Source organism: Burkholderia pyrrocinia (assembly GCF_003330765.1).
GTDB lineage: Bacteria > Pseudomonadota > Gammaproteobacteria > Burkholderiales > Burkholderiaceae > Burkholderia > Burkholderia pyrrocinia_B.
Window position 1 is genome coordinate 1,707,722 of sequence record NZ_CP024903.1, and the last position, 18,463, is coordinate 1,726,184.

At 65.0% G+C, this 18,463-nt stretch carries 13 protein-coding genes; 10 read left to right on the forward strand and 3 right to left on the reverse strand.

Annotated features, from left to right (window positions below; genetic code table 11):
- Position 1: 1 nt before the first annotated feature.
- The gene (locus CUJ89_RS25265) at positions 2-784 is read right to left on the reverse strand and encodes a Crp/Fnr family transcriptional regulator (RefSeq protein ID WP_114180105.1); all 783 of its coding nucleotides are present in this window, start codon (positions 782-784) and stop codon (positions 2-4) included.
- A gap of 923 nt (positions 785-1,707) precedes the next feature.
- On the opposite strand from CUJ89_RS25265, the gene CUJ89_RS25270 reads away from it, so the two are divergent.
- From CUJ89_RS25270 to CUJ89_RS25295, 6 genes are all read left to right on the forward strand, one after another.
- Positions 1,708-2,490 carry a Crp/Fnr family transcriptional regulator gene (locus tag CUJ89_RS25270; RefSeq protein WP_201752326.1) on the forward strand — a complete coding sequence of 261 codons (783 nt, stop codon included), beginning with the start codon at positions 1,708-1,710 and terminating at the stop codon, positions 2,488-2,490.
- A 180-nt stretch (positions 2,491-2,670) separates the two neighbouring features.
- On the forward strand, positions 2,671-2,922 hold the full coding sequence (locus CUJ89_RS25275) for an acyl carrier protein (protein ID WP_201752327.1): 252 nt from the start codon (positions 2,671-2,673) through the stop codon (positions 2,920-2,922).
- A complete protein-coding gene (locus CUJ89_RS25280) occupies positions 2,919-4,115 on the forward strand; it encodes an acyl-CoA dehydrogenase family protein (protein ID WP_114180107.1) in 1,197 nt (398 codons plus the stop codon). Before CUJ89_RS25275 ends, CUJ89_RS25280 begins: the two co-directional genes overlap by 4 nt.
- Positions 4,112-5,086 carry an amino acid--[acyl-carrier-protein] ligase gene (locus tag CUJ89_RS25285; RefSeq protein ID WP_114180108.1) on the forward strand — a complete coding sequence of 325 codons (975 nt, stop codon included), beginning with the start codon at positions 4,112-4,114 and terminating at the stop codon, positions 5,084-5,086. The genes CUJ89_RS25280 and CUJ89_RS25285 overlap by 4 nt, the downstream gene beginning before the upstream one ends.
- On the forward strand, positions 5,083-6,138 hold the full coding sequence (locus CUJ89_RS25290) for a DUF1839 family protein (protein WP_114180109.1): 1,056 nt from the start codon (positions 5,083-5,085) through the stop codon (positions 6,136-6,138). Before CUJ89_RS25285 ends, CUJ89_RS25290 begins: the two co-directional genes overlap by 4 nt.
- Positions 6,139-6,167: 29 nt before the next feature.
- Positions 6,168-8,618 (forward strand): glycoside hydrolase family 2 protein, encoded by a 2,451-nt coding sequence (locus tag CUJ89_RS25295; RefSeq protein ID WP_236654955.1) that lies wholly within the window; start codon positions 6,168-6,170, stop codon positions 8,616-8,618.
- Between the two features lie 47 nt (positions 8,619-8,665).
- Here CUJ89_RS25295 and CUJ89_RS25300 read toward each other — a convergent pair whose 3' ends face one another.
- Positions 8,666-10,057, reverse strand: a complete 1,392-nt coding sequence (locus CUJ89_RS25300; RefSeq protein WP_201752328.1) for a sigma-54 dependent transcriptional regulator — start codon at positions 10,055-10,057, stop codon at positions 8,666-8,668.
- A gap of 966 nt (positions 10,058-11,023) precedes the next feature.
- On the opposite strand from CUJ89_RS25300, the gene CUJ89_RS25305 reads away from it, so the two are divergent.
- From CUJ89_RS25305 to CUJ89_RS25320, 4 genes are all read left to right on the forward strand, one after another.
- Positions 11,024-11,689: a drug:proton antiporter gene (locus CUJ89_RS25305; protein ID WP_236654956.1), complete on the forward strand. Its 666-nt coding sequence runs from the start codon at positions 11,024-11,026 to the stop codon at positions 11,687-11,689.
- Positions 11,686-13,260 carry a mannose-1-phosphate guanylyltransferase/mannose-6-phosphate isomerase gene (locus CUJ89_RS25310; protein ID WP_114180111.1) on the forward strand — a complete coding sequence of 525 codons (1,575 nt, stop codon included), beginning with the start codon at positions 11,686-11,688 and terminating at the stop codon, positions 13,258-13,260. Before CUJ89_RS25305 ends, CUJ89_RS25310 begins: the two co-directional genes overlap by 4 nt.
- Before the next feature lie 506 nt (positions 13,261-13,766).
- Positions 13,767-14,915: a glycosyltransferase gene (locus CUJ89_RS25315; RefSeq protein ID WP_114180112.1), complete on the forward strand. Its 1,149-nt coding sequence runs from the start codon at positions 13,767-13,769 to the stop codon at positions 14,913-14,915.
- 56 nt (positions 14,916-14,971) lie between these two features.
- Positions 14,972-16,051 carry a glycosyltransferase family 4 protein gene (locus tag CUJ89_RS25320; protein ID WP_114180113.1) on the forward strand — a complete coding sequence of 360 codons (1,080 nt, stop codon included), beginning with the start codon at positions 14,972-14,974 and terminating at the stop codon, positions 16,049-16,051.
- A 161-nt stretch (positions 16,052-16,212) separates the two neighbouring features.
- Here CUJ89_RS25320 and CUJ89_RS25325 read toward each other — a convergent pair whose 3' ends face one another.
- Entirely contained in the window at positions 16,213-18,462 is a 2,250-nt protein-coding gene (locus tag CUJ89_RS25325) for a GNVR domain-containing protein (protein WP_114180114.1), read from the reverse strand.
- Position 18,463: the final 1 nt, after the last annotated feature.

Here is an 18,463-nt window from a genome sequence, read left to right on the forward strand (position 1 = left end):
GTCACGCACCATGTGCCGGGAATCCGCAACGCACCTCCGGCATGCGGGGGCGAACCGGCGCCGGCCTCGCATTCCCGCGCGCGCCGAGCAACCGGCGATAGTCGGCGCGAATCAGGTCGTAGCATTCGCACGCGTGATGTTCGAGGCCGTCGCGGTCGAGCACCGTGATGCGGCCGCGGCGCTGCCGGATCAGCCCGGCTTCCTGCAGGTTGCCGGCCGCTTCCGTCACGCCTTCGCGCCGCACGCCGAGCATGTTCGCGATCGTCTGCTGCGTGACGGTCAGCTCGTCGCCGTCGATACGGTCGTGCGCCAGCAGCAGCCAGCGGCTGAGCTGCTCGCTGACCGAGTGGTGCCGGTTGCACAGCGCGCTGCGCGAGATCTGCGCCATCGTCGCCTGGCAGTAGTTGAGCAGCAGCCGGTAAGTCGCAGGCGACCGCTCGAATTCGGCGCGCATCACGCAGCTCGGCACGCGATAAGCCATCCCGCCGATGCGGACCTCGACCCGGTTCGACGCAGCGGTGCCACCGACCAGCGTCGCAAGCCCGACCACCCCCTCGCGGCCGACCACCGCCACCTCGACCATCGCACCGTCCTCCATCAGGTGCTGCACCGACATCATTGCCGTCGTCGGGAAATGCAGATGGCGCATCGGCTCGCCGACCCGGTCGAGCATGCCGGCCTTGATCCGGACCAGTTCGAGATGCGGTGCGATGGTGCGGATGCTGTCCTCCGGAAGGGCATCGAGGATGGCATTCGCCGAGTAGCTCGAATGAAGATGAAGCATGTCTGTATCCCTCTTATTGTCCGCGCCGCCTGCAGCCGCGTGCATGGAACTCGTTATCGCGATGCGCGCCCGGACGTTGACGGTGGTTGCGGCCCGCAACCCTGAATCCGACTGACCATCGGCTTGTCACCGCCGGATCGAGTCGGCCGTCCCGTTTCGACACGCCAGCCCGAATAAGCGATTTACGTGCCAATACCCGCCCATCCTTAATATATGAATCACACCCGATTTAAATCACCCGAATAACCCGCCTCAAACCAAAAAAAACGTCTCATTTCCGGACACTCTTCCGCTCGACGGACACAGCGCACCATTCGACTGACCAATTCGCGCGCATCGAACCGGGGCAGGCGCATCGGTGCCGCAAAGCTTATCGTTCAAATACTTACATTCGATTTTCAATTGTTTCCGCGATGCACGGGGCAGCCTGCCGCAGCGGCCCTACGCTTCACACGCTCGTTTGAAACTGTCTCAAATTTGAATCGGCGCACTAATTTCAGGCTCTGTACGCTATCGCACACATCCAACACAAGCCATTGATATTAATGAACAATATTGCGCATCCCGTTTATTTGTCAAATAATGTTCAATGTGCGCCCGGCACTTTCTCTGTACGATGTGCAGCGTTATGCGATTGACTCCCGATTGGTATCGAATAGCCGATCCGCGCACCACTCCGCTTCCGGATGATTAATTTCATCAAATCGAATCATTAAATCCGGATAACGTTTGCACGCAATCCGAATCGTCAAACTTTGTGAGATGACGCAATATGCAATTGAATTAATTCAATTGCGTGCTAGCCTTTTCGCCAGCATCGACATGCTATTTTCGATGAACACAAGTCCGCACGATCGTGCTAATTCCCCTTTTCCGGGGGATCGCCGCGACGACGCGCGACAGCCACCCTACGAGGATGCGCCGTGACTCACCAGGCCCACGACGCCGTCGCGCATGCGAACGGCATGATCGAGCTTTCCCACAGCTTCGATGCCAACCGGTTTCTCGCGGCCATCGACCGCGACGAGCTCGCCACGCTGGTCCCCCACCTTCAACTCGTCCACCTGAAATCGGGGCAAGTGCTCTGCGAACCCGGCGAAATGCTCGCCGCGGTCTACCTCCCCGTCACGACGGCGATTTCGCTGCAGTACGTGTCGTCCGGCGGCATGACGCTGGAGGTCGCGGAGATCGGTAGCGAGAGCGTGGTCTGCGACGACGTGATCGGCGGCAGCGGCCGGATGCCTTGCCGTGCGGTCGCCTGCCGCGACGGCTTCGTCTATCGGCTCGACCGGCGCGTATTCACCGCCGCGTTCGATGCGTCGCCGGTGATCCGCCATCTCGTGTTCGTCTGCGTGCGACTGCTGATGGTACAGGTATCGCAGATCACGTTCTGCAGCCGTCATCACGTGCTCAAACATCAGTTATGCAGATGGTTCCTGCTGGCGTACGACCGTACGCGCAGCATCGAGATCCAGGTGACGCACAGCATGCTGGCGCAGATGCTCGGCGTGCGGCGGGAAACGGTCACGGATGCCGCCGGCGAAATCCAGAAACTCGGCCTGATCCGGCAATACCGGAGCTCGATCGAGCTCGCCGACCTCGACGGGCTCGAAAAGATGTCGTGCGGCTGCCGCGCGATCGTGCGCGACGAGATGAAGCGCATCCTGTCGGCCGACTCGGGCGTGCCGGCCGCATCGCGCGCCTGATTGGCGTGCCCGATCAGCGCGGCGCTTCAGCACCGCCTGCATGCGGGGTCAGCTGTTTGTAGGGTGGCGAACAGAACGCCGTGTCTGCCAATGGTCTACTGATGCCGGACTGCCGGGGGGATGTCAGCGCTTGTCGCGCGTCTGCCCGAGCGGACGACACCACGCATGCCGGAGCAGCACGTGAAAAACGAAATCAGAACCATCCTCAAGCACGTCGCCCATCTCGAAGCCGCGATCGATTCGATCGGTGACGGGGACGACCTCTACGAAGCGGGCCTCTCCTCGCTCGACACGATCCAGCTGATGCTCGCGATCGAGAAGCAGTTCAACATCGAGATTCCCGACGAGATGCTGAACCGCAACCTGTTCCGCAGCATCGACGCGCTCGCGAACACGGTCGCCACGCTTCAACGCACCGAGCATTCCGCATGAGCGGGCTGCTTCCCGAACTCGCGGCCGACAGCGAATCGCATCGGCTCGACGAGGCCGCGCACGCCGTCGCGCAGATCGCCGCCCAGCACGCGGATGCGGTCGATCGCGACGCGCGCTGCCCCGTCGAGGCGATCGAGGCGATGCGCGCGCGCCGGCTGCTGGGCGCGATGGTGCCGACCCATCTCGGCGGCGCTGGCGCGTCGCTGGAAGACATCGCCTCGGCCTGTTCGATCCTCGGCCAGGCCTGCGCATCGTCGGCGATGGTGTTCGCGATGCACCAGATCCAGATCGCCTGCATCGTCGACCATGCCGCCGACCAGGGCTGGCACAAGCTGTTCCTGCAGCAGCTCGTGCGCCACCAGTGGCTGCTCGCGTCGGCCACGTCGGAAGACGGCGTCGGCGGCAACCTGCGCGCGAGCCAGTGCGCGCTCGACACCAGCGGCGGCGAATTCCGGCTGCGCAAATCCGCGCCGACGATCTCGTACGGCGACTATGCGGACGGCATTCTTGCGACCGCGCGACGCGATGCCGACGCGCCGGCTTCCGAACAGGTGCTCGTCACGCTGCTGCGCGACGGCTATACGCTCACGCGCCGCGGCGAATGGGACACGCTCGGGATGCGCGGCACGTGCAGCAACGGTTTCGCGCTCGACGCGCAGGGCGCCGCCGTCCAGTGCCTGCCGGTGCCGTTCGCGAAGATCGCCGAAGAAACGATGGTGCCGGTTTCGCACATCCTGTGGGCCGCCGTATGGATCGGCGTGGCCGGCGACGCATTCCATCGCGCGCACCAGTTCTTCCGCGCGCAGGCACGCCAGACCGACGGGGCGCCGTCGCCCGCGTCGCGGCGCATCGCCGAATCGCTCGCGCTGATGCAGGCGATGCAGGCCCGTGTCGACAACGTGCTGCGTCTCCATGCGAATGCGTCGGCCCGCTCGTGGTCGGCCGGCATGGCCTGGGCCGCCGAGATCAACACGCTGAAGACCTATGTGTCGACGACCGCGCTGGAAGTCGCGCAGCAGGCGATGATGATCTGCGGGATGGCCGGCTACAAGCAAGGCACGCCGTTCAGCATCGGCCGTCACCTCCGCGACCTGCACGCGGCGCCGCTGATGATCAGCAACGACCGCATTGCCGCCAACACCTCGAACCTGCTGCTCGCGCTGCGTCCTGCGACGCTGGAGAAACATACGTGAACGATCGCCTCGCCGTGCCCTCCACCGCCTCCACGCCCGCCGACGCACCGCTCGACCGCGCGGGCGTCAACCCGCTGCGCGATGCGCTGATCGACTCAGGCCTGCTGGTATCGACCGGCATCCAGGGCCTGTTCGGCCGCAGCGAACGGTTCGAGCGCGTCGTGCAAGCGCTCGACGCGTTCGTCACGCGCATCGGCGCCGACCAGCAGGCCGAGGTGCTGCGCTTCCCGCCGGCAATGAGCCGCACCGAGTTCGAGCGCAGCGAATACATGAAGAGCTTCCCGCAACTGGCGGGCAGCGTGCATGCATTCTGCGGCGACGAGCGCCAGCATCAGCGCCTGTTGCAGTGCCTCGATCGCGGCGACGACTGGACCGAAAACCAGAAGCCGACCTACGTCGTGATGACACCGGCCGCGTGCTACCCTGTCTACCCCGTCGTCGCGCGCGCGGGCGCGCTGCCCGCCGACGGACGCACCGTCGACGTGTTCTCGTACTGCTTCCGTCACGAGCCGTCGCTCGATCCGACCCGCATGCAGCTGTTCCGGATGCGCGAGTATGTGCGGATCGGCACGCCGGAGCAGATCGTCGCGTTCCGCGAGACGTGGATCGAACGCGGTACGCGAATGATCGACGCGCTGCGCCTGCCAAACGCGATCGACCTCGCGAACGACCCGTTTTTCGGGCGCGGCGGCAAGATCGTCGCGAACAGCCAGCGCGAGCAGAGCCTGAAGTTCGAGTTGCTGATCCCGATCGAGCACGACAACCGCCAGACCGCGTGCCTGAGCTTCAACTACCACATGGACCATTTCGGCCTGCTGTGGGACATCCGCACCGCGCCGGGCGACGTTGCGCACACCGGTTGCGTCGGCTTCGGCCTCGAACGGCTCACGCTCGCGCTGTTCCGCCACCACGGCTTCGACATCGACGCATGGCCGCGCGAAGTCCGCGACGTGCTGTGGGGCACACCATGAGGTTCGTTTCCCGCGACGGCGAAGACGCGTCGTTCGAGGATGTGCGCCACCGTGCGCGCCACTACCGGCCGCACCCGCTGCACAGCCAGGAGATGGTCTGGAAACAGACCAACTGCTACGTCGACATGTGGCTCGAGGTGCTCCGGTGGTGGGGCTTCAACCCGTACGCGGCGCTGCCGTTTACGATCGCGCTCGATTTCGAGGGCGACCAGTTCACGTTCTTCAAGTTTCCGCACGACGAACTGGAGCGGCTTTACGGCATCGTCGTGCAGGAGCACTCGATCTACGAGCCGCTCGACCAGCACATCGAAACGCAGGTCGCACGCGGTCACCTGATGATCGTCGAGGTCGACGCGTGGTTCCTGCCCGACACGCGCGGCAGCAGCTATCGCACGCAGCACACGAAGACGACGATCGGCATCGATGCGATCGACCGCTCGAAGCGCCAGATCGGCTACTTCCACAACAGCGGCTACTACGTGGCCGAAGATTTCGACTACAACGGGCTGGTCGGCGACAGCTCGCCGATGACGCTGCCGCCGTACGTCGAATGCGCGAAACGGCGCTTTGCGCCGCTCGACGAGCGCGCGCTCTGCGAAGCGTCGCTCGCCGCGCTGCAGCGCCATCTGCGGCGCCTGCCGGTCGTCGATCCGATCGCCGCATTCCGGCGGCAGTTGCAGACCGACGCGAGGATGCTCGCCGATTCGCCGCTCGAACACTTCCACGCGTACTCGTTCAATTCGGTGCGGCAGCTCGGCGCGAATTTCGAACTGTTCGGCCACTACGCGCGCTGGCTGCAGGCCAGCGGGTGCGCCGGGCCGTTCGCCGAGATCCGCGCCGCGTGCGATCGCATCGCGGCCGAAGCGATGGTGCTGGAATTTCGGCTCGCGCGCGCCTGCGCGCGCGGCAAGGAAGAACGCGGCGATTCGACGCTCGAAGCGATCGAGACCGCGTACGCTGACCTCGTCGCCTGCGCGCGGCAGATCGGCGCGCCGCTGCGGCACATGACGCCCGCGCGCAGCGATGCGGCGCCCGTGCCGGCCATGCGGTGACGCGCGCGCGTGCCCTGCCCGCGTGGTCGATGCTGGCGACGGCCGCGGGCGCCGTGCAGGAACCGCGCGACCTCCCGGCCGCCGGCGACGGCTGGATCGCGGCGCCCGTGCCCGGCACGGTCGCGCAGGTGCTTGCGCAGGCCGGCCGTCTCGACGAAGCGGCATCGCTCGACGAGCGCGACCACTGGTACCGGATCGAACTGCGCGGACGCGGGCCGCGCATACTGCGCTTTCACGGCCTCGCCACGCTCGCGCAAGCCTGGCTCGACGACACGCCGATCCTCCGCTCCGACAGCATGTTCGTCGCGCACGATGTTCCCGTGTCGCTCGACGGCACGCACCGGCTGACCCTCTGCTTCCGTGCCCTCGCCCCGCACCTGCGCGACGCGCGCGCGCCGCGCCGTGCGCGCTGGCGCACGCGGCTCGCCGAGCCGGCCGCGCTGCGCACGATCCGCACGTCGCTGTTCGGACACATGCCCGGCTGGTTTCCGCGCTGCGTGCCGATCGGCCCGTGGCGGCCCGTCGAGGTGCTCGATCCGGCCGACGGGCCCGTGCTGGTCGATTGCGACCTGCATGCGCGCGTCGAAGGCGACACGGGCTGGCTCGACGCGGAACTGACATTCTCCGCGCCGCTGCCCGACACGCTCGCGGCCCGGCTGTCGTGCGGCGAACACCACGCAACGCTCGAACGCGCCGGCGCCGACCGGCTGCGCGCGAGCGTCGCGGTGCCCAACGTGCGCCGCTGGTGGCCGCATACGCACGGCGAGCCGGCACTCTACGAGATAACGCTGCACATCGGCGACGAACGGCTGCCGCTCGGCTCGACAGGCTTCCGCACGATCGAGATCGACGCCGGCGCCGACGGCAAGGGCTTCGGGCTGTGCATCAACGGCGTGCCGGTGTTCGCGCGAGGTGCGTGCTGGAGCAGCGCCGCGCCGCTCGCACTGCACGCGGACGATGCGACCTACGGCCGCCTGCTCGGGCTCGCGCGCGACGCCGGCTTCAACATGATCCGCGTCGGCGGCACGATGACCTACGAGGCCGACGCGTTCCACGCATGGTGCGACCGGCTCGGGCTGCTGGTCTGGCAGGATTTCATGTTCGCGAACTTCGACTATGCGCTCGACGATCCCGCGTTCGCGGCCAACGTCGACCGCGAAGCCGTGCAGTTCCTCGCGCGCCACGGCGCGTCGCCGTCGCTCGCGGTACTGTGCGGCGGCAGCGAGATCGCGCAACAGGCCGCGATGTCGGGGCTCGGGCCGAAGCAGCGCTTCCTCGAACTGACCGCCGACCGGCTGGCCGGCCATGCGGCCGCGCGCCGGCCCGACGTCCCGTACGTGCCCGATTCGCCCGACGGCGGCGTGCTGCCGTTCGCGCCGCGCGAACGCGTGTCGCACTACTACGGTGTCGGCGCGTACCTGCGCCCGCCCGACGATGCGCGCCGCGCAGACGTGCGCTTCGCGAGCGAATGCCTCGCGTTCGCGAACGTGCCATGCGAGGCAACGCTCGCCGAGCTCGGCTGGCCCGGCGTGCACGAGCCGCGCTGGAAAGCGGCCGTGCCGCGCGACCCCGGCACGTCGTGGGATTTCGAAGATATCCGCGACCACTATCTGCAAACGCTGTATGACGTCGCGCCCGACCGGCTGCGGCGCGAGGATCCGGCTCGCTACTTCGAGCTGTCGCGCGCCGTGATCGCGGACCTGATGCGCGAGACGTTTTCCGAATGGCGGCGCACCGGCTCGCGCTGCGCCGGTGCACTCGTATGGCAGTTCCAGGACGTGATGCCGGGCGCCGGATGGGGCGTGATCGACGCCGCGCATCGGCCGAAATCGGCATGGTATGCGCTGCGCCAGGTACTGCAGCCGGTGCAGGTGTTGCTCGTCGACGAAGGTTTGAACGGGCTCGACGTGCACGTGGTCAACGAGCGCCCGGCGCCGCTGTCGGCGGCGGTCGAACTGGTCGCGCTGCGCGACGGCCGCACGCCGGTCGCGCGGGCCGGCTGCCTGGTGCGGATCGCGGCGCACGACATAGTGCGGATCGGTTCGGCCGAGCTGCTCGGCCGCTTCTTCGACTGGACCTATGCGTACCGCTTCGGCCCCTGCGAACACGACACCGTCGTCGCAACGCTGCGCGCCGACGACGGCACGCTGCTGTCGCAGGCGTTCCATTTCCCGTCCCGCACGCATCCGGCCGTGCTGGCGCGCCGCGAACTCGGGATCGAAGCGTGCGTGTCGCGCACCGGCGACACATGGCACGTCGACATCGACACGCGGCACGTCGCGCGCCACGTGCAGATCGCCGCGCCGGGGTTCATGCCGCGCGACGACTGGTTCCATCTCGCGCCCGGCACGCCGGCGCGTGTCGCGCTGGTTCCGCTGGACATTGCCGGGAAGCATCCGGCCGCCGCCGACGCGCCGACCGCCGTGGACATCCGGGCGGTAAACACCGCAAGAACGGTGCGCGCCACGCAGGCCGGTTAACGCGACGCTCGCGGCCGCCGCGCGCCGCGATCGTCACCTGTCGAGCCTCAGTCGGACGAGCCCGTGCCGCGCGGCCGCTCGATCCCGTACGCTTCCATCCAGCGATACAGCGTCGCGCGCGACACGCCGAGCTCGCGCGCGGAAGCCGCGATGCGCCCGCGCGTGCGCAGCAACGCGGTTTCGATCGCCTCGCGCTCGATCGACTTGCGGATGTCGGCCACGGACGGCGACGCCGCGTCGAGACAGTATTCGAGTTCGAGGTCCTGCGCGGTGATCAGGCGCCCTTCCGTCATCACGACCGCACGGCGCACGCGGTTGATCAGTTCGCGGACATTGCCGGGCCAGTCGTGCTTGTAGAGCGCCGTGATCGCATCCGTCGAGAAGCCGCGCACGCGATGGCGCGCGTCGCCGCGGAAGCGTTCGAGCATGTGGTGCGCGAGCAGTTCGATGTCCTTGCCGCGCGCGCGCAGCGGCGGCTGGTCGATACGCATCACGCACAGACGGTGAAACAGGTCCGCGCGAAATCGCCCTTGCTCCATCGCTTCGCGCAGGTCGACGTGCGTCGCGGAGACGATCCGGACGTCGACCGGCACCGGATCGCTGCCGCCGAGGCGATGGATCGAGCGCTCCTGCAGAAAACGCAGCAGGCTGGCCTGGCTCTCGTGCGGCAGGTCGCCGATCTCGTCGAGCAGCAGCGTGCCGCCGTTCGCCGCCTCGACATAGCCGATCTTGCGCGCGTTCGCGCCGGTAAACGCGCCGCGCTCATAGCCGAACAGCTCCGATTGCAGCAGATGCGGCGGAATCGCGCCGCAGTTGACCGCGACGAACGGGCCGTTGCGCCGCTCCGAATGACGATGGATCGCGACAGCCGTCAGTTCCTTGCCGGTTCCCGTTTCGCCGAACACGAACACCGGTGCGTCGGTGCGCGCGAAGCGCCGCACCGTATCGAACAGCCGCAGCATCGCGCTGCAGGTGCCGACGATGCCTTGCTCCTCCGATTCGAGACGTTCGCGGTCGCGCGCGAACAGGCATTCCATGCCGTACGCATGGCCGACCGTATCGGCGATCCGCTGGTGCGACGCGGGCAACGTGACATAGTCGAAGCAATAGTCGCGCAATAGCGCGCGCACGTTCGGCGAAGCGGTCTGGCCGACGTCGACGAGCGCAACCCACACGACGTCGCGCATCGACGCGCAGGTCGACGCGATGCTGCCGATCGCATCGGCGTGGCCGCCGCTCAGGTCGAGGATGCCGCAGGTGATTTCACCGGACGTATCGCGCAGCTCGTTCGCATGCGCGACGACCGAAACCTTCCAGTCGCGTCGCGACAGTTCTTTTCGCAGCATGACGGACGGCGACTGCGTCCAGTAAATCAGCGGACGCTGCCCGTTACCGCTCCCCCTGCCGGCGCTCTTATCGCGCGTTATTGGCATATTCATAACGAACCATCACTTTCTCCACTCCGCGAACCGTTCGCGTGCACTGCGGCCGGCGGCGCATGGCCGCCTGTCCGCGCCGCGTTTCCGCAGCTTTGGCGAAGATCGAAACTGCACACGGCGAGAGCCCCGGAGGTCGAGCCGGATGTCATCCGGCCTCGTTGTCATCGAACTCGAACGGAACGCGCGGCCGCTGGAGCCACGACGTTCCGGCTTTGATGCGACCCGCCATCAGGCGGGGCACGTCGGCAAACGGGAATTCCGTCCGCATGTGCATCGCGTCGTACACGACAGTCGCGCCCGATGCTGAACCGGATGGCCGTCAACCCGCTTTCGGAATGACCGCCGCATTTCATCCGCTCCTGAATTTACACCCCGTTTCGAGATGGTCTTGTTACCAAAAGATAAACCTGAATCAGCGGGTTACGCCACCGGTCGCCCCGCACGACGCGCCTTTGACCACTGAGATTTGATTATCTATGACCATTCCCGTCAATCAGTGGCAAATACTACTTTTCCGCAAGATGGGTGCCGTCGATTGCCCGCGATTTTCAACGAAATCCGCGAATAAGGCCGGCACCGCGTTTCACGCATCGCATAATCGCGCGCGCCGTCGGACGGCCGCATCGTGTCGCGACGGCGCACGGCCCGCCCATCCGTTACACGCCGTAATCAACAACGCCGCTCGTGCATGCCGTTCTCCGGCGAATCGCCATTGCCCCGCGTGAAATCGGCGGTGCCGGCACGCGCGTCCCGCAGCGCAGCACGGCCGTCCGGCACGCAGCGCGTGAACGCATCGCGGCGGGCCACCAGGATGGATCAATTATGGAAAAGCACCGGCCCCGGCGGTGTGTGCTACCGCACATTGCGGCGTTCCCGGGGCACGCGCGCCACCGCGCATCCCGCGCCGGCCGCGCGAATCCGGAGCGTGAGTACGCTGTCGAACAGACCGGTGCACGGCGCATCCGGATGATGAAGATCGCCGCGTCGCACGGAACGATCGCGTCCGTGCGGCACGGCGTGCCGAAGGCATCACGCGAGGACAGCATCATGGAATGGCATTGTTGTGAATTCGAACATCTGAGCGCAGTGGATCTCTATGCAATCCTGCGCGCGCGCAACGCCGTGCTGGTGGTCGAGGACGCGCACACGCATCTCGACATCGACGGCAAGGACGCGGGCGCGCTGCATGTCTATGTGAGCGTGCGCGACGGCGACGCGACGGAAGTCGCGGCCTACGCACGCATCCTGCCCGGCGACGACATCGATCCGGACGTCGTGATCGACAAGGTGCTGACGAGCGAGAGCTGCCGCGACGACGACACGCTCGAGCAGTTGATCAGGCGCGCGCTCACCGCCGCGCAGGCCGCGTGGCCGGATGCCGCGGTGCGCACGCACGTACCCGTGCCGCGCCAGGCGTTCTACAAGCGCTTCGGATTCCGCAAGGCCTACGGCCCGTATCTCGAACAGGGAGCGCCGTTCGTCGGCCTGGTCCGGCCGGCCGACCGCGCCGCCGGCGCGCTGCGTCACCTGCTGTCCCGGGCCGTCCCGACACCGCGGTCGCGCAACGACGACACGCGCACCGACAGCCGCGCACACAACCGGCTGCCCGCCGATACCGGAGCCATCCGATGATCCGCACCCTTCGCCCGGTTCCCGAACCCGATCTGCCGCGCGTCCTGCCGGTGATCCTCGCCGGCGGCGCCGGCACGCGGCTGTGGCCGCTGTCGCGCGAGCAGTATCCGAAGCAGTTGATCGAGCTGGTCTCGAACGAGTCGCCGCTGTCGGCGACGGCGCGCCGACTGAACGGCATCGCGAACGCGTCGCTCGACGACACGCTGCTGCTGGTATGCGGCGAGCAACATCGCGTCATGAGCGCTGCGCAGGTGCTCGGCCGCGCGGCGCCCGCCCGCATCCTGCTCGAACCGGCCGCGCGCAACACCGCGCCCGCGCTGACGCTTGCCGCGCTCGACGCGAGCGTGCTTGCCGACGATCCCGTGCTCGCGGTGATGCCGGCCGATCACGTGATCGCCGATGTCGGCGCGTTCCAGGATGCCATCGCGCGCGCGGCGCGCTACGCGCAGGAAGGCGCGATCGTCACGCTCGGCGTGCTGCCGCGCCGCGCGGAAACGGGCTACGGCTACATCCAGGTCGGCGAGCCGCGCGCGGGCCGCCACGGCGGTCAGGGCGGTTACTCGATCGGGCGCTTCGTCGAAAAACCCGATGCGGCGCTCGCCGATCGCTACCTGCACTCAGGCGATTACTGGTGGAACAGCGGGATTTTCGTCACGCGCGCGTCGGTCTGGCTGAAGGCAATCAGCGCGCTCGCGCCGGCAATCCACGCGGCCTGCGAGACCGCTTGGCGCGCGGGCGTCGCCGAGGATCCGTTCTTCCGGATCGATGCGGCGGCCTTCGCCGCGTGCCCGTCGGACTCGATCGACTATGCGGTGATGGAACGGCTTGCGGAGCACGCCGAACTCGGCATCGAAGGCATCGTGGTGCCGCTCGCGGCCGGCTGGTCGGACGTCGGCACATGGGATGCGATCTGGGAAATCATGCCGAAGGACGATCACGGCAACGTCGCGCGCGGCCCGATCGTGTTCGAGGACACGCAGGACAGTCTCGTGCGTTCGGAGGGCCGCCTCATCGCATGCGTCGGGATGAAGGACGTCGTCGTGATCGAAACGCCCGATGCGGTGCTGGTCGCGAACAAGCACGACGTGCAGCGCGTGAAGAACATCGTCGCGCGCCTGAAGACCGACCGGCGCCCGCAGGCGAGCGAGCACCGCAAGGTGCAGCGGCCGTGGGGCCATTACGATTCGATCGATCTGGGCGAGCGCTTCCAGGTGAAGCGGATCGTCGTCGAGCCCGGCAAGCTGCTGTCGCTGCAGATGCACTATCACCGCGCCGAGCACTGGATCGTCGTGCGCGGCACCGCGAAGGTGACACGCGGCAACGAGACGTTCCTGCTTTGCGAGAACGAATCGACTTACATCGCCGTCGGCGAAGTGCATCGTCTCGAGAATCCCGGCCGGATCCCGCTCGAGATCATCGAGGTGCAGTCGGGCGACTATCTCGGCGAGGACGACATCGTCCGATTCGATGATCAGTATGGGCGCGCTGTCGATGCACGCCCGCCACAACCTGCTCCGCCCGCGTCGCAGAAATCGCACGCGCAAGCCACCGTGCCGGACGTCGCTCGATAAGCGTGTTTCGAACCTGCCGTCGCGCTCGTAAAAGATAGGCGCGCGCGGCAGAACAGCCTGCTGCATTTCATGCAGGCCCCTCCGATACGCCCGAAGCGCGATCGACTACGCTTCGGCCGCCCAATGTAAGCCATCGCACCCAGCGCTTCGCGCATGCGTAGCACAATGCTTCAGACACACGGAATCAGGCGCCCTCGAGCAGATATTCACGGTTGCATGAGGTAAATCGTCCGGCCGCTTCTACAGGTAGCGAAGTGTTCCGCCCTCTCGCTATATCGGCCCGGCATCGGGCGGCCCAAGCCCCCTGACGACGCCTGCATATCGTGCGACTGACCGAGGCGGAACGGACATAGGCGACAAGGTTTAAGTTCAATCTAACATTCAGTAATACATATCTTTTTTATTCTATCCAGCGAATGGATTGATCGTCATCGACATCGCGATTCGTCGGATATTCGTTCTTACGGTCGATCACGCAACACCCGGTCGAACAGACTGCCCCGAAGATGACCATACAAAGGATCGTTCACATTGTCGAAGCGTTTGGCGGCGGAGTACTTTCGATGCTCGTCCATCTCGCCAACCACGCCGCGGCAACGGGCGTCGATGTGACTGTGCTGCATGCCATACGACCAGAAACGCCGGCCGATTTTTCTACGCTCTTCCAGCCTGGCGTCAAGCTCGTCTACGTCGAGATGGCGCGCGAAGTCAGCGTCAGGAAAGACCTGCTCAGTTTGCGCGCGCTGGCCAAAATCCTTCGAGAATGCGATCCAACGGTAATCCATCTTCATTCTTCGAAGGCTGGCGTGCTGGGACGGGCCGCCGCGAAGATAGCCGCGCCTGGTGCGAGGGTGCTCTATTCTCCACACGGACTTTCGTTTTTGCGCTGCGATGTTTCCCGCGCGAAGCAGTTCGCCTACTTGAGTTTCGAGCGAATGGCAGCCCGCCTGGGTGGAACCATTGTCGCCTGCTCGGACAGCGAACTCCGGGAGATCAAAGGAAGGGTTCGAGCGAAATCGGCGGTGCTCGTGGAAAACGGCGTCAATGTCGCCGAGATCCCTTCGCGTCGGGCGCGTGGCGATCACAAAATTGCCATCGGAATGAGTGGGCGCGCCTCGTTCCAGAAAAACCATGAAGCCTTCGCGCAACTGGCTGCCGAACTGCATGGTTCCGACGTCGAGTTTCTCTGGATTGGCGGCAACCCCGGCGAAATTCCGGATCCTCGCGAAAGTCAGGCGATTGTCTGTAGCGGCTGGGTGACGCGCGCGCGCGCGCTCGAGCTGACGTCCGGACTGGATATCTACGTCCAGACATCCCGCTGGGAAGGCATGCCTGTCGCACTGATCGAAGCTCAAGTGGCCGGCCTGCCCGCCGTGGTGACGGATGTCGTCGGAAACCGCGACGTGGTTATTCACGGTGTTACCGGATATATCGCGTCAAGTGCTGACGAGATGGCCCGGTATGTGGCCATGCTCCGCGACGACCGACAACTTCGGGAGCAAATGGGGGAATCGGCCAGAAAGTTCGCACTCCATCGGTTTTCCATGAACGCCATATTCCGACAGTGGCATTCCCTTTACGGACTGAGCGCGAACACACGTCGTGCCGATGCCCTGTATTTCGAACATGCCGCTCCCGATCAGGTTAAGGCCTGACAGGCTGCGGAAATCGACACGGACCTTGGTCGCACGTCGATTGCACCGGATTTGACATGAGCAACTTCAAAAAACCAAAAAAACTCGTATATAACGGCCGATTCACCACCCAAAAAACAACGGGGGTGCAAAGAGTCGCACGTGAGTTGATCGCCGCACTGGTCACGTTGCAGCCGCAAGATTCGATAACGGTTCTCGTTCCCCCGCATGCCGACGGCGTGGTGAACGGCACCAGGACGATTAAGGCCGGTTTTTCCAAAGGCGTGATCTGGGAACAACTGGCACTTCCTCTTTTTGCACACCGCAACCGCATCGTCAACCTTGGCAATTCCGGGTCCATTTTCCTCGGCAACCAGATCATCTATATGCACGATGCGGCGGTGTTCGACACACCCGCGCACTTCTCCCGACTGTTCCGGGCGTGGTACCGCGTCATGTTCTGGATTCTTGCGCGCACCTCTATTTGCGTGTTGACCAACTCCTGCTTCTCACGCGATCGCCTCGCTCACCACTGCGGTGTTTCAACGGAAAAAATCAGCGTCGTGCCACTTGGTTCGGACCATCTCGACGCTTTGGAACCGGACACGAGCGTATTGAAAGAGCACTCGCTCACGCCGGATCGGTTCGTGCTCGCAGTCAGCAGCATGAATCCCACCAAGAACTTTGGCCGGCTGATCGCGGCATTTCGGCAAATCAACGATCCGTCAATAGATCTTGTCATCGTCGGCATGCGCAATGCCGCCGTTTTCGGGACACAGGACGATATCTCAGCGACCGAGCCGAACATCAAGTACGCCGGATATATCAGCGACGAGAAGCTGAAGGCACTGTATCAAAATGCGGCGTGCTTCCTCTACCCGTCGATCTACGAGGGCTTCGGAATTCCGCCTCTTGAAGCCATGCGATATGGGTGCCCAACCCTGGTGGGAAGATCCGCGGCCCTGCCGGAAGTTTGTGCCGATGCGGCACTTTACTGCGACCCTTACTCTCCTGACGACATTGCGGAAAAATTGCGAAACTTGCTTGATTCCGCCGAACTCAGGGCGGACCTGAAATGCCGAGGATTTTTGCACACCGAGAAATACCGCTGGAGCAAAAGCGCGGAAATGATGGCCGAAATATTCAACACGCTTTAGCGCGACCGATACACGCCGTCAAGGACGCGCACTTCGATCGCCCCCAAAATTCCGCTGTCCACAGCGGTAAGAAGCGCAATCCGGAACGCGTTCGAATTCACGCCTTCTTCCCGGTTCCGCCCTCGCCGCTACGCGGCCCCGCGACACGGAGATTTCCAAAATTACACCCTCTGGCGCTCCGTCGAGCGAACCGGAAAGCCGCGCGCGCGCACGCGTTTGACGACCTGTTTTTTCGATCCCGTGTATGCGTTGAAGACGTGCCCCGTAATATCCGCTCCGATGCTCTGCAAACGCGACAGCGCAGCCTCAACGTCGGAGGCGCGTGTCAAGCCGCTGCGCGAGACAAGCACGTGCGCGTCGCAATTCGCGTCGACGATGCCGAGCGCGTCATTGCTCGGCAAGAGCGGCGGCCCGTCAATGACGACGAAGTCGTAACGGTGGCGTAGCGATGCGATGAGCTTCGCGAATCCAGCGCCTTCGAGCAACTCGCCGGGTGACGTTGTGCCCGGTGAGCCAGCTGGGATGATCGACAGACGGCTACCGGCCACGCGTAGTGTCACGGCATCGGGCAACACGGAGCCATCGAGCACCTGTGTGAGACCTGGGCCGCCGGCCACCGGCGATGCCCGCAAATCCGCGTTGATCAGCAGCACGCTGGCGTTCGTTCCCGTCAGCAGATACCCGAGATTCGACGACACGAAACTGCAGCCTACGCCGGCTGTCGCCCCCGTGAACAGCAAGACCTTGCCCCCGCCGTCCTGACGACGCTCCGCGAGCGCAACCTTCAGGCTCGCACGCAATGCGCGCACCGAATCGATGCCCGCGTCGTCCGGATGCGTCGCAGCCAGCGGCAACGCTGCCGAGCGAGGCCCGCCAGGCTCGGCAGCCAATGCGGGCGACGACGCCACGATCGCGAGACACGGTCGGCCGGTCAACCTGGTCAGCGTGTCCGGCGAATGTAGTTCACGGCGGTACAGCGACAGCAAATGCACGCCCGTCAATGCAAAGAACACGCCTGCGAACAGCGCACCGAGCACGATGATGCCGCGCTTGGGCCAGACAGGCCGAAACGGCGCGACCGCCCAGTCGACGGCTGTCACACCCGGCGCCGCGCTGGAGATAGCGATCTCGAGCTGCTGCGCGTTGGTCAGCACGCTCGTGTAAAGCTGCGTCGCTATCGTCACCTGACGCGACAGCCGCACGAATTCGCGCTGAGTCGTGGGCAATTTGGCTGCCACTGCGCTCGTATCGCGGATCTCGCGCTTCACCTGGTCGAGCTGCGACTGCACGGTCTGATACTGGAGGCTTTTTGGCAGAAAGCGCTGCCTGACGTCGTCGAGCGAGATCTGCAACTCGGTCTGATGCTCTGCGAGCGTATTCAATCGGCTGATCAGCGCGGCGCCTTGTTGATCGACGTCGATCGCGCCGGTCTGTGTCCGGTATCGGTTCAGGTCGTCTTCGGCTTTTTGCAAGTCGTGCTTCAGTGCCGGCAACCGCTGACGCAGCGAATCGAGATTGCGCCGTGCGCGATCCGTTCGAAACGCGAGGTCACGCTGCAGATATTGCTGCACGATCGCGTCGACCATCTTTTTCGCTTCCCGTGCACTGTCGGCCCGGTAGCTGAGACGGATCATCGAAGGCGATTCCAGTGTCGAGTCACGGTTCGGCACGATCGTCTTCAGATGCTTCGATACGTTTTCGTAAACGAGCGGCTCCGGCTGCTTGCGCACCGTGAATGCAATGCCGGGACGCGCGCGCAACACGTCCACGCGCAATCGGCCGGCCGTTGATTCACCAGGGAGCCTGAATGGCACCGTTTCTCCGACCTTGCCGTGCGCGAGCGCGTCGTTGTCGTCGTCATAGAGCGTCCAGTTGCTTGCATCTTCCGCGATGATCCTGAATCGATCGCCGAGCGCATTTTTTTTCGGAATCGAGAGTTCGCCGATGTCGAGCCTCTCGCCGCCCCACGCGTAGCCGGTCAGCCCGAGCGGCGCTGGCGCGAGCGCGTCTTCCGAATCGAAGCGCGAGGCAAGAAGCGGACCGATCAGCGGAAACCGGCTTGCGTTGCGGATATCGAGATCCGCACCGGCAGCGTCGATCGCGTTGTCGATCACCGCGCGCGAAATCAGCATCTCGCTTTCGTCGGACGCGGACGGTGACGCCGCGATCGTTCCGGAAACGTCCGAGAGCGAACTGATCGACGAGCCCGGCTTGGTCTGGACGCGTAGAAGCGCTTCGGCCCGATACTGCGGTGTGGCCAGCAGCGCATACAGCACGCCCGTCGCAAGCGTCGCACCGATCGTTGCAAAGAACAGGCGACGATGTTGTGCGACGGCATGCCAGAGCTGCTTCATCCCGGATTCGTCCGGTATCCGCTGCGGGTATTGGATGTTTCGTGCGTTGAATTTCATG

What these genes read in the sequence shown, in the direction of transcription:
- CUJ89_RS25265 (WP_114180105.1), bottom strand. Translation starts at nt 784, where the DNA reads ATGCTTCATCTTCATTCGAGCTACTCGGCGAATGCCATCCTCGATGCC.
- CUJ89_RS25280 (WP_114180107.1), top strand. Translation starts at nt 2,919, where the DNA reads ATGAGCGGGCTGCTTCCCGAACTCGCGGCCGACAGCGAATCGCATCGG.
- CUJ89_RS25290 (WP_114180109.1), top strand. Translation starts at nt 5,083, where the DNA reads ATGAGGTTCGTTTCCCGCGACGGCGAAGACGCGTCGTTCGAGGATGTG.
- CUJ89_RS25295 (WP_236654955.1), top strand. Translation starts at nt 6,168, where the DNA reads ATGCTGGCGACGGCCGCGGGCGCCGTGCAGGAACCGCGCGACCTCCCG.
- CUJ89_RS25300 (WP_201752328.1), bottom strand. Translation starts at nt 10,057, where the DNA reads ATGAATATGCCAATAACGCGCGATAAGAGCGCCGGCAGGGGGAGCGGT.
- CUJ89_RS25305 (WP_236654956.1), top strand. Translation starts at nt 11,024, where the DNA reads ATGATGAAGATCGCCGCGTCGCACGGAACGATCGCGTCCGTGCGGCAC.
- CUJ89_RS25310 (WP_114180111.1), top strand. Translation starts at nt 11,686, where the DNA reads ATGATCCGCACCCTTCGCCCGGTTCCCGAACCCGATCTGCCGCGCGTC.
- CUJ89_RS25315 (WP_114180112.1), top strand. Translation starts at nt 13,767, where the DNA reads ATGACCATACAAAGGATCGTTCACATTGTCGAAGCGTTTGGCGGCGGA.
- CUJ89_RS25320 (WP_114180113.1), top strand. Translation starts at nt 14,972, where the DNA reads ATGAGCAACTTCAAAAAACCAAAAAAACTCGTATATAACGGCCGATTC.
- CUJ89_RS25325 (WP_114180114.1), bottom strand. Translation starts at nt 18,462, where the DNA reads ATGAAATTCAACGCACGAAACATCCAATACCCGCAGCGGATACCGGAC.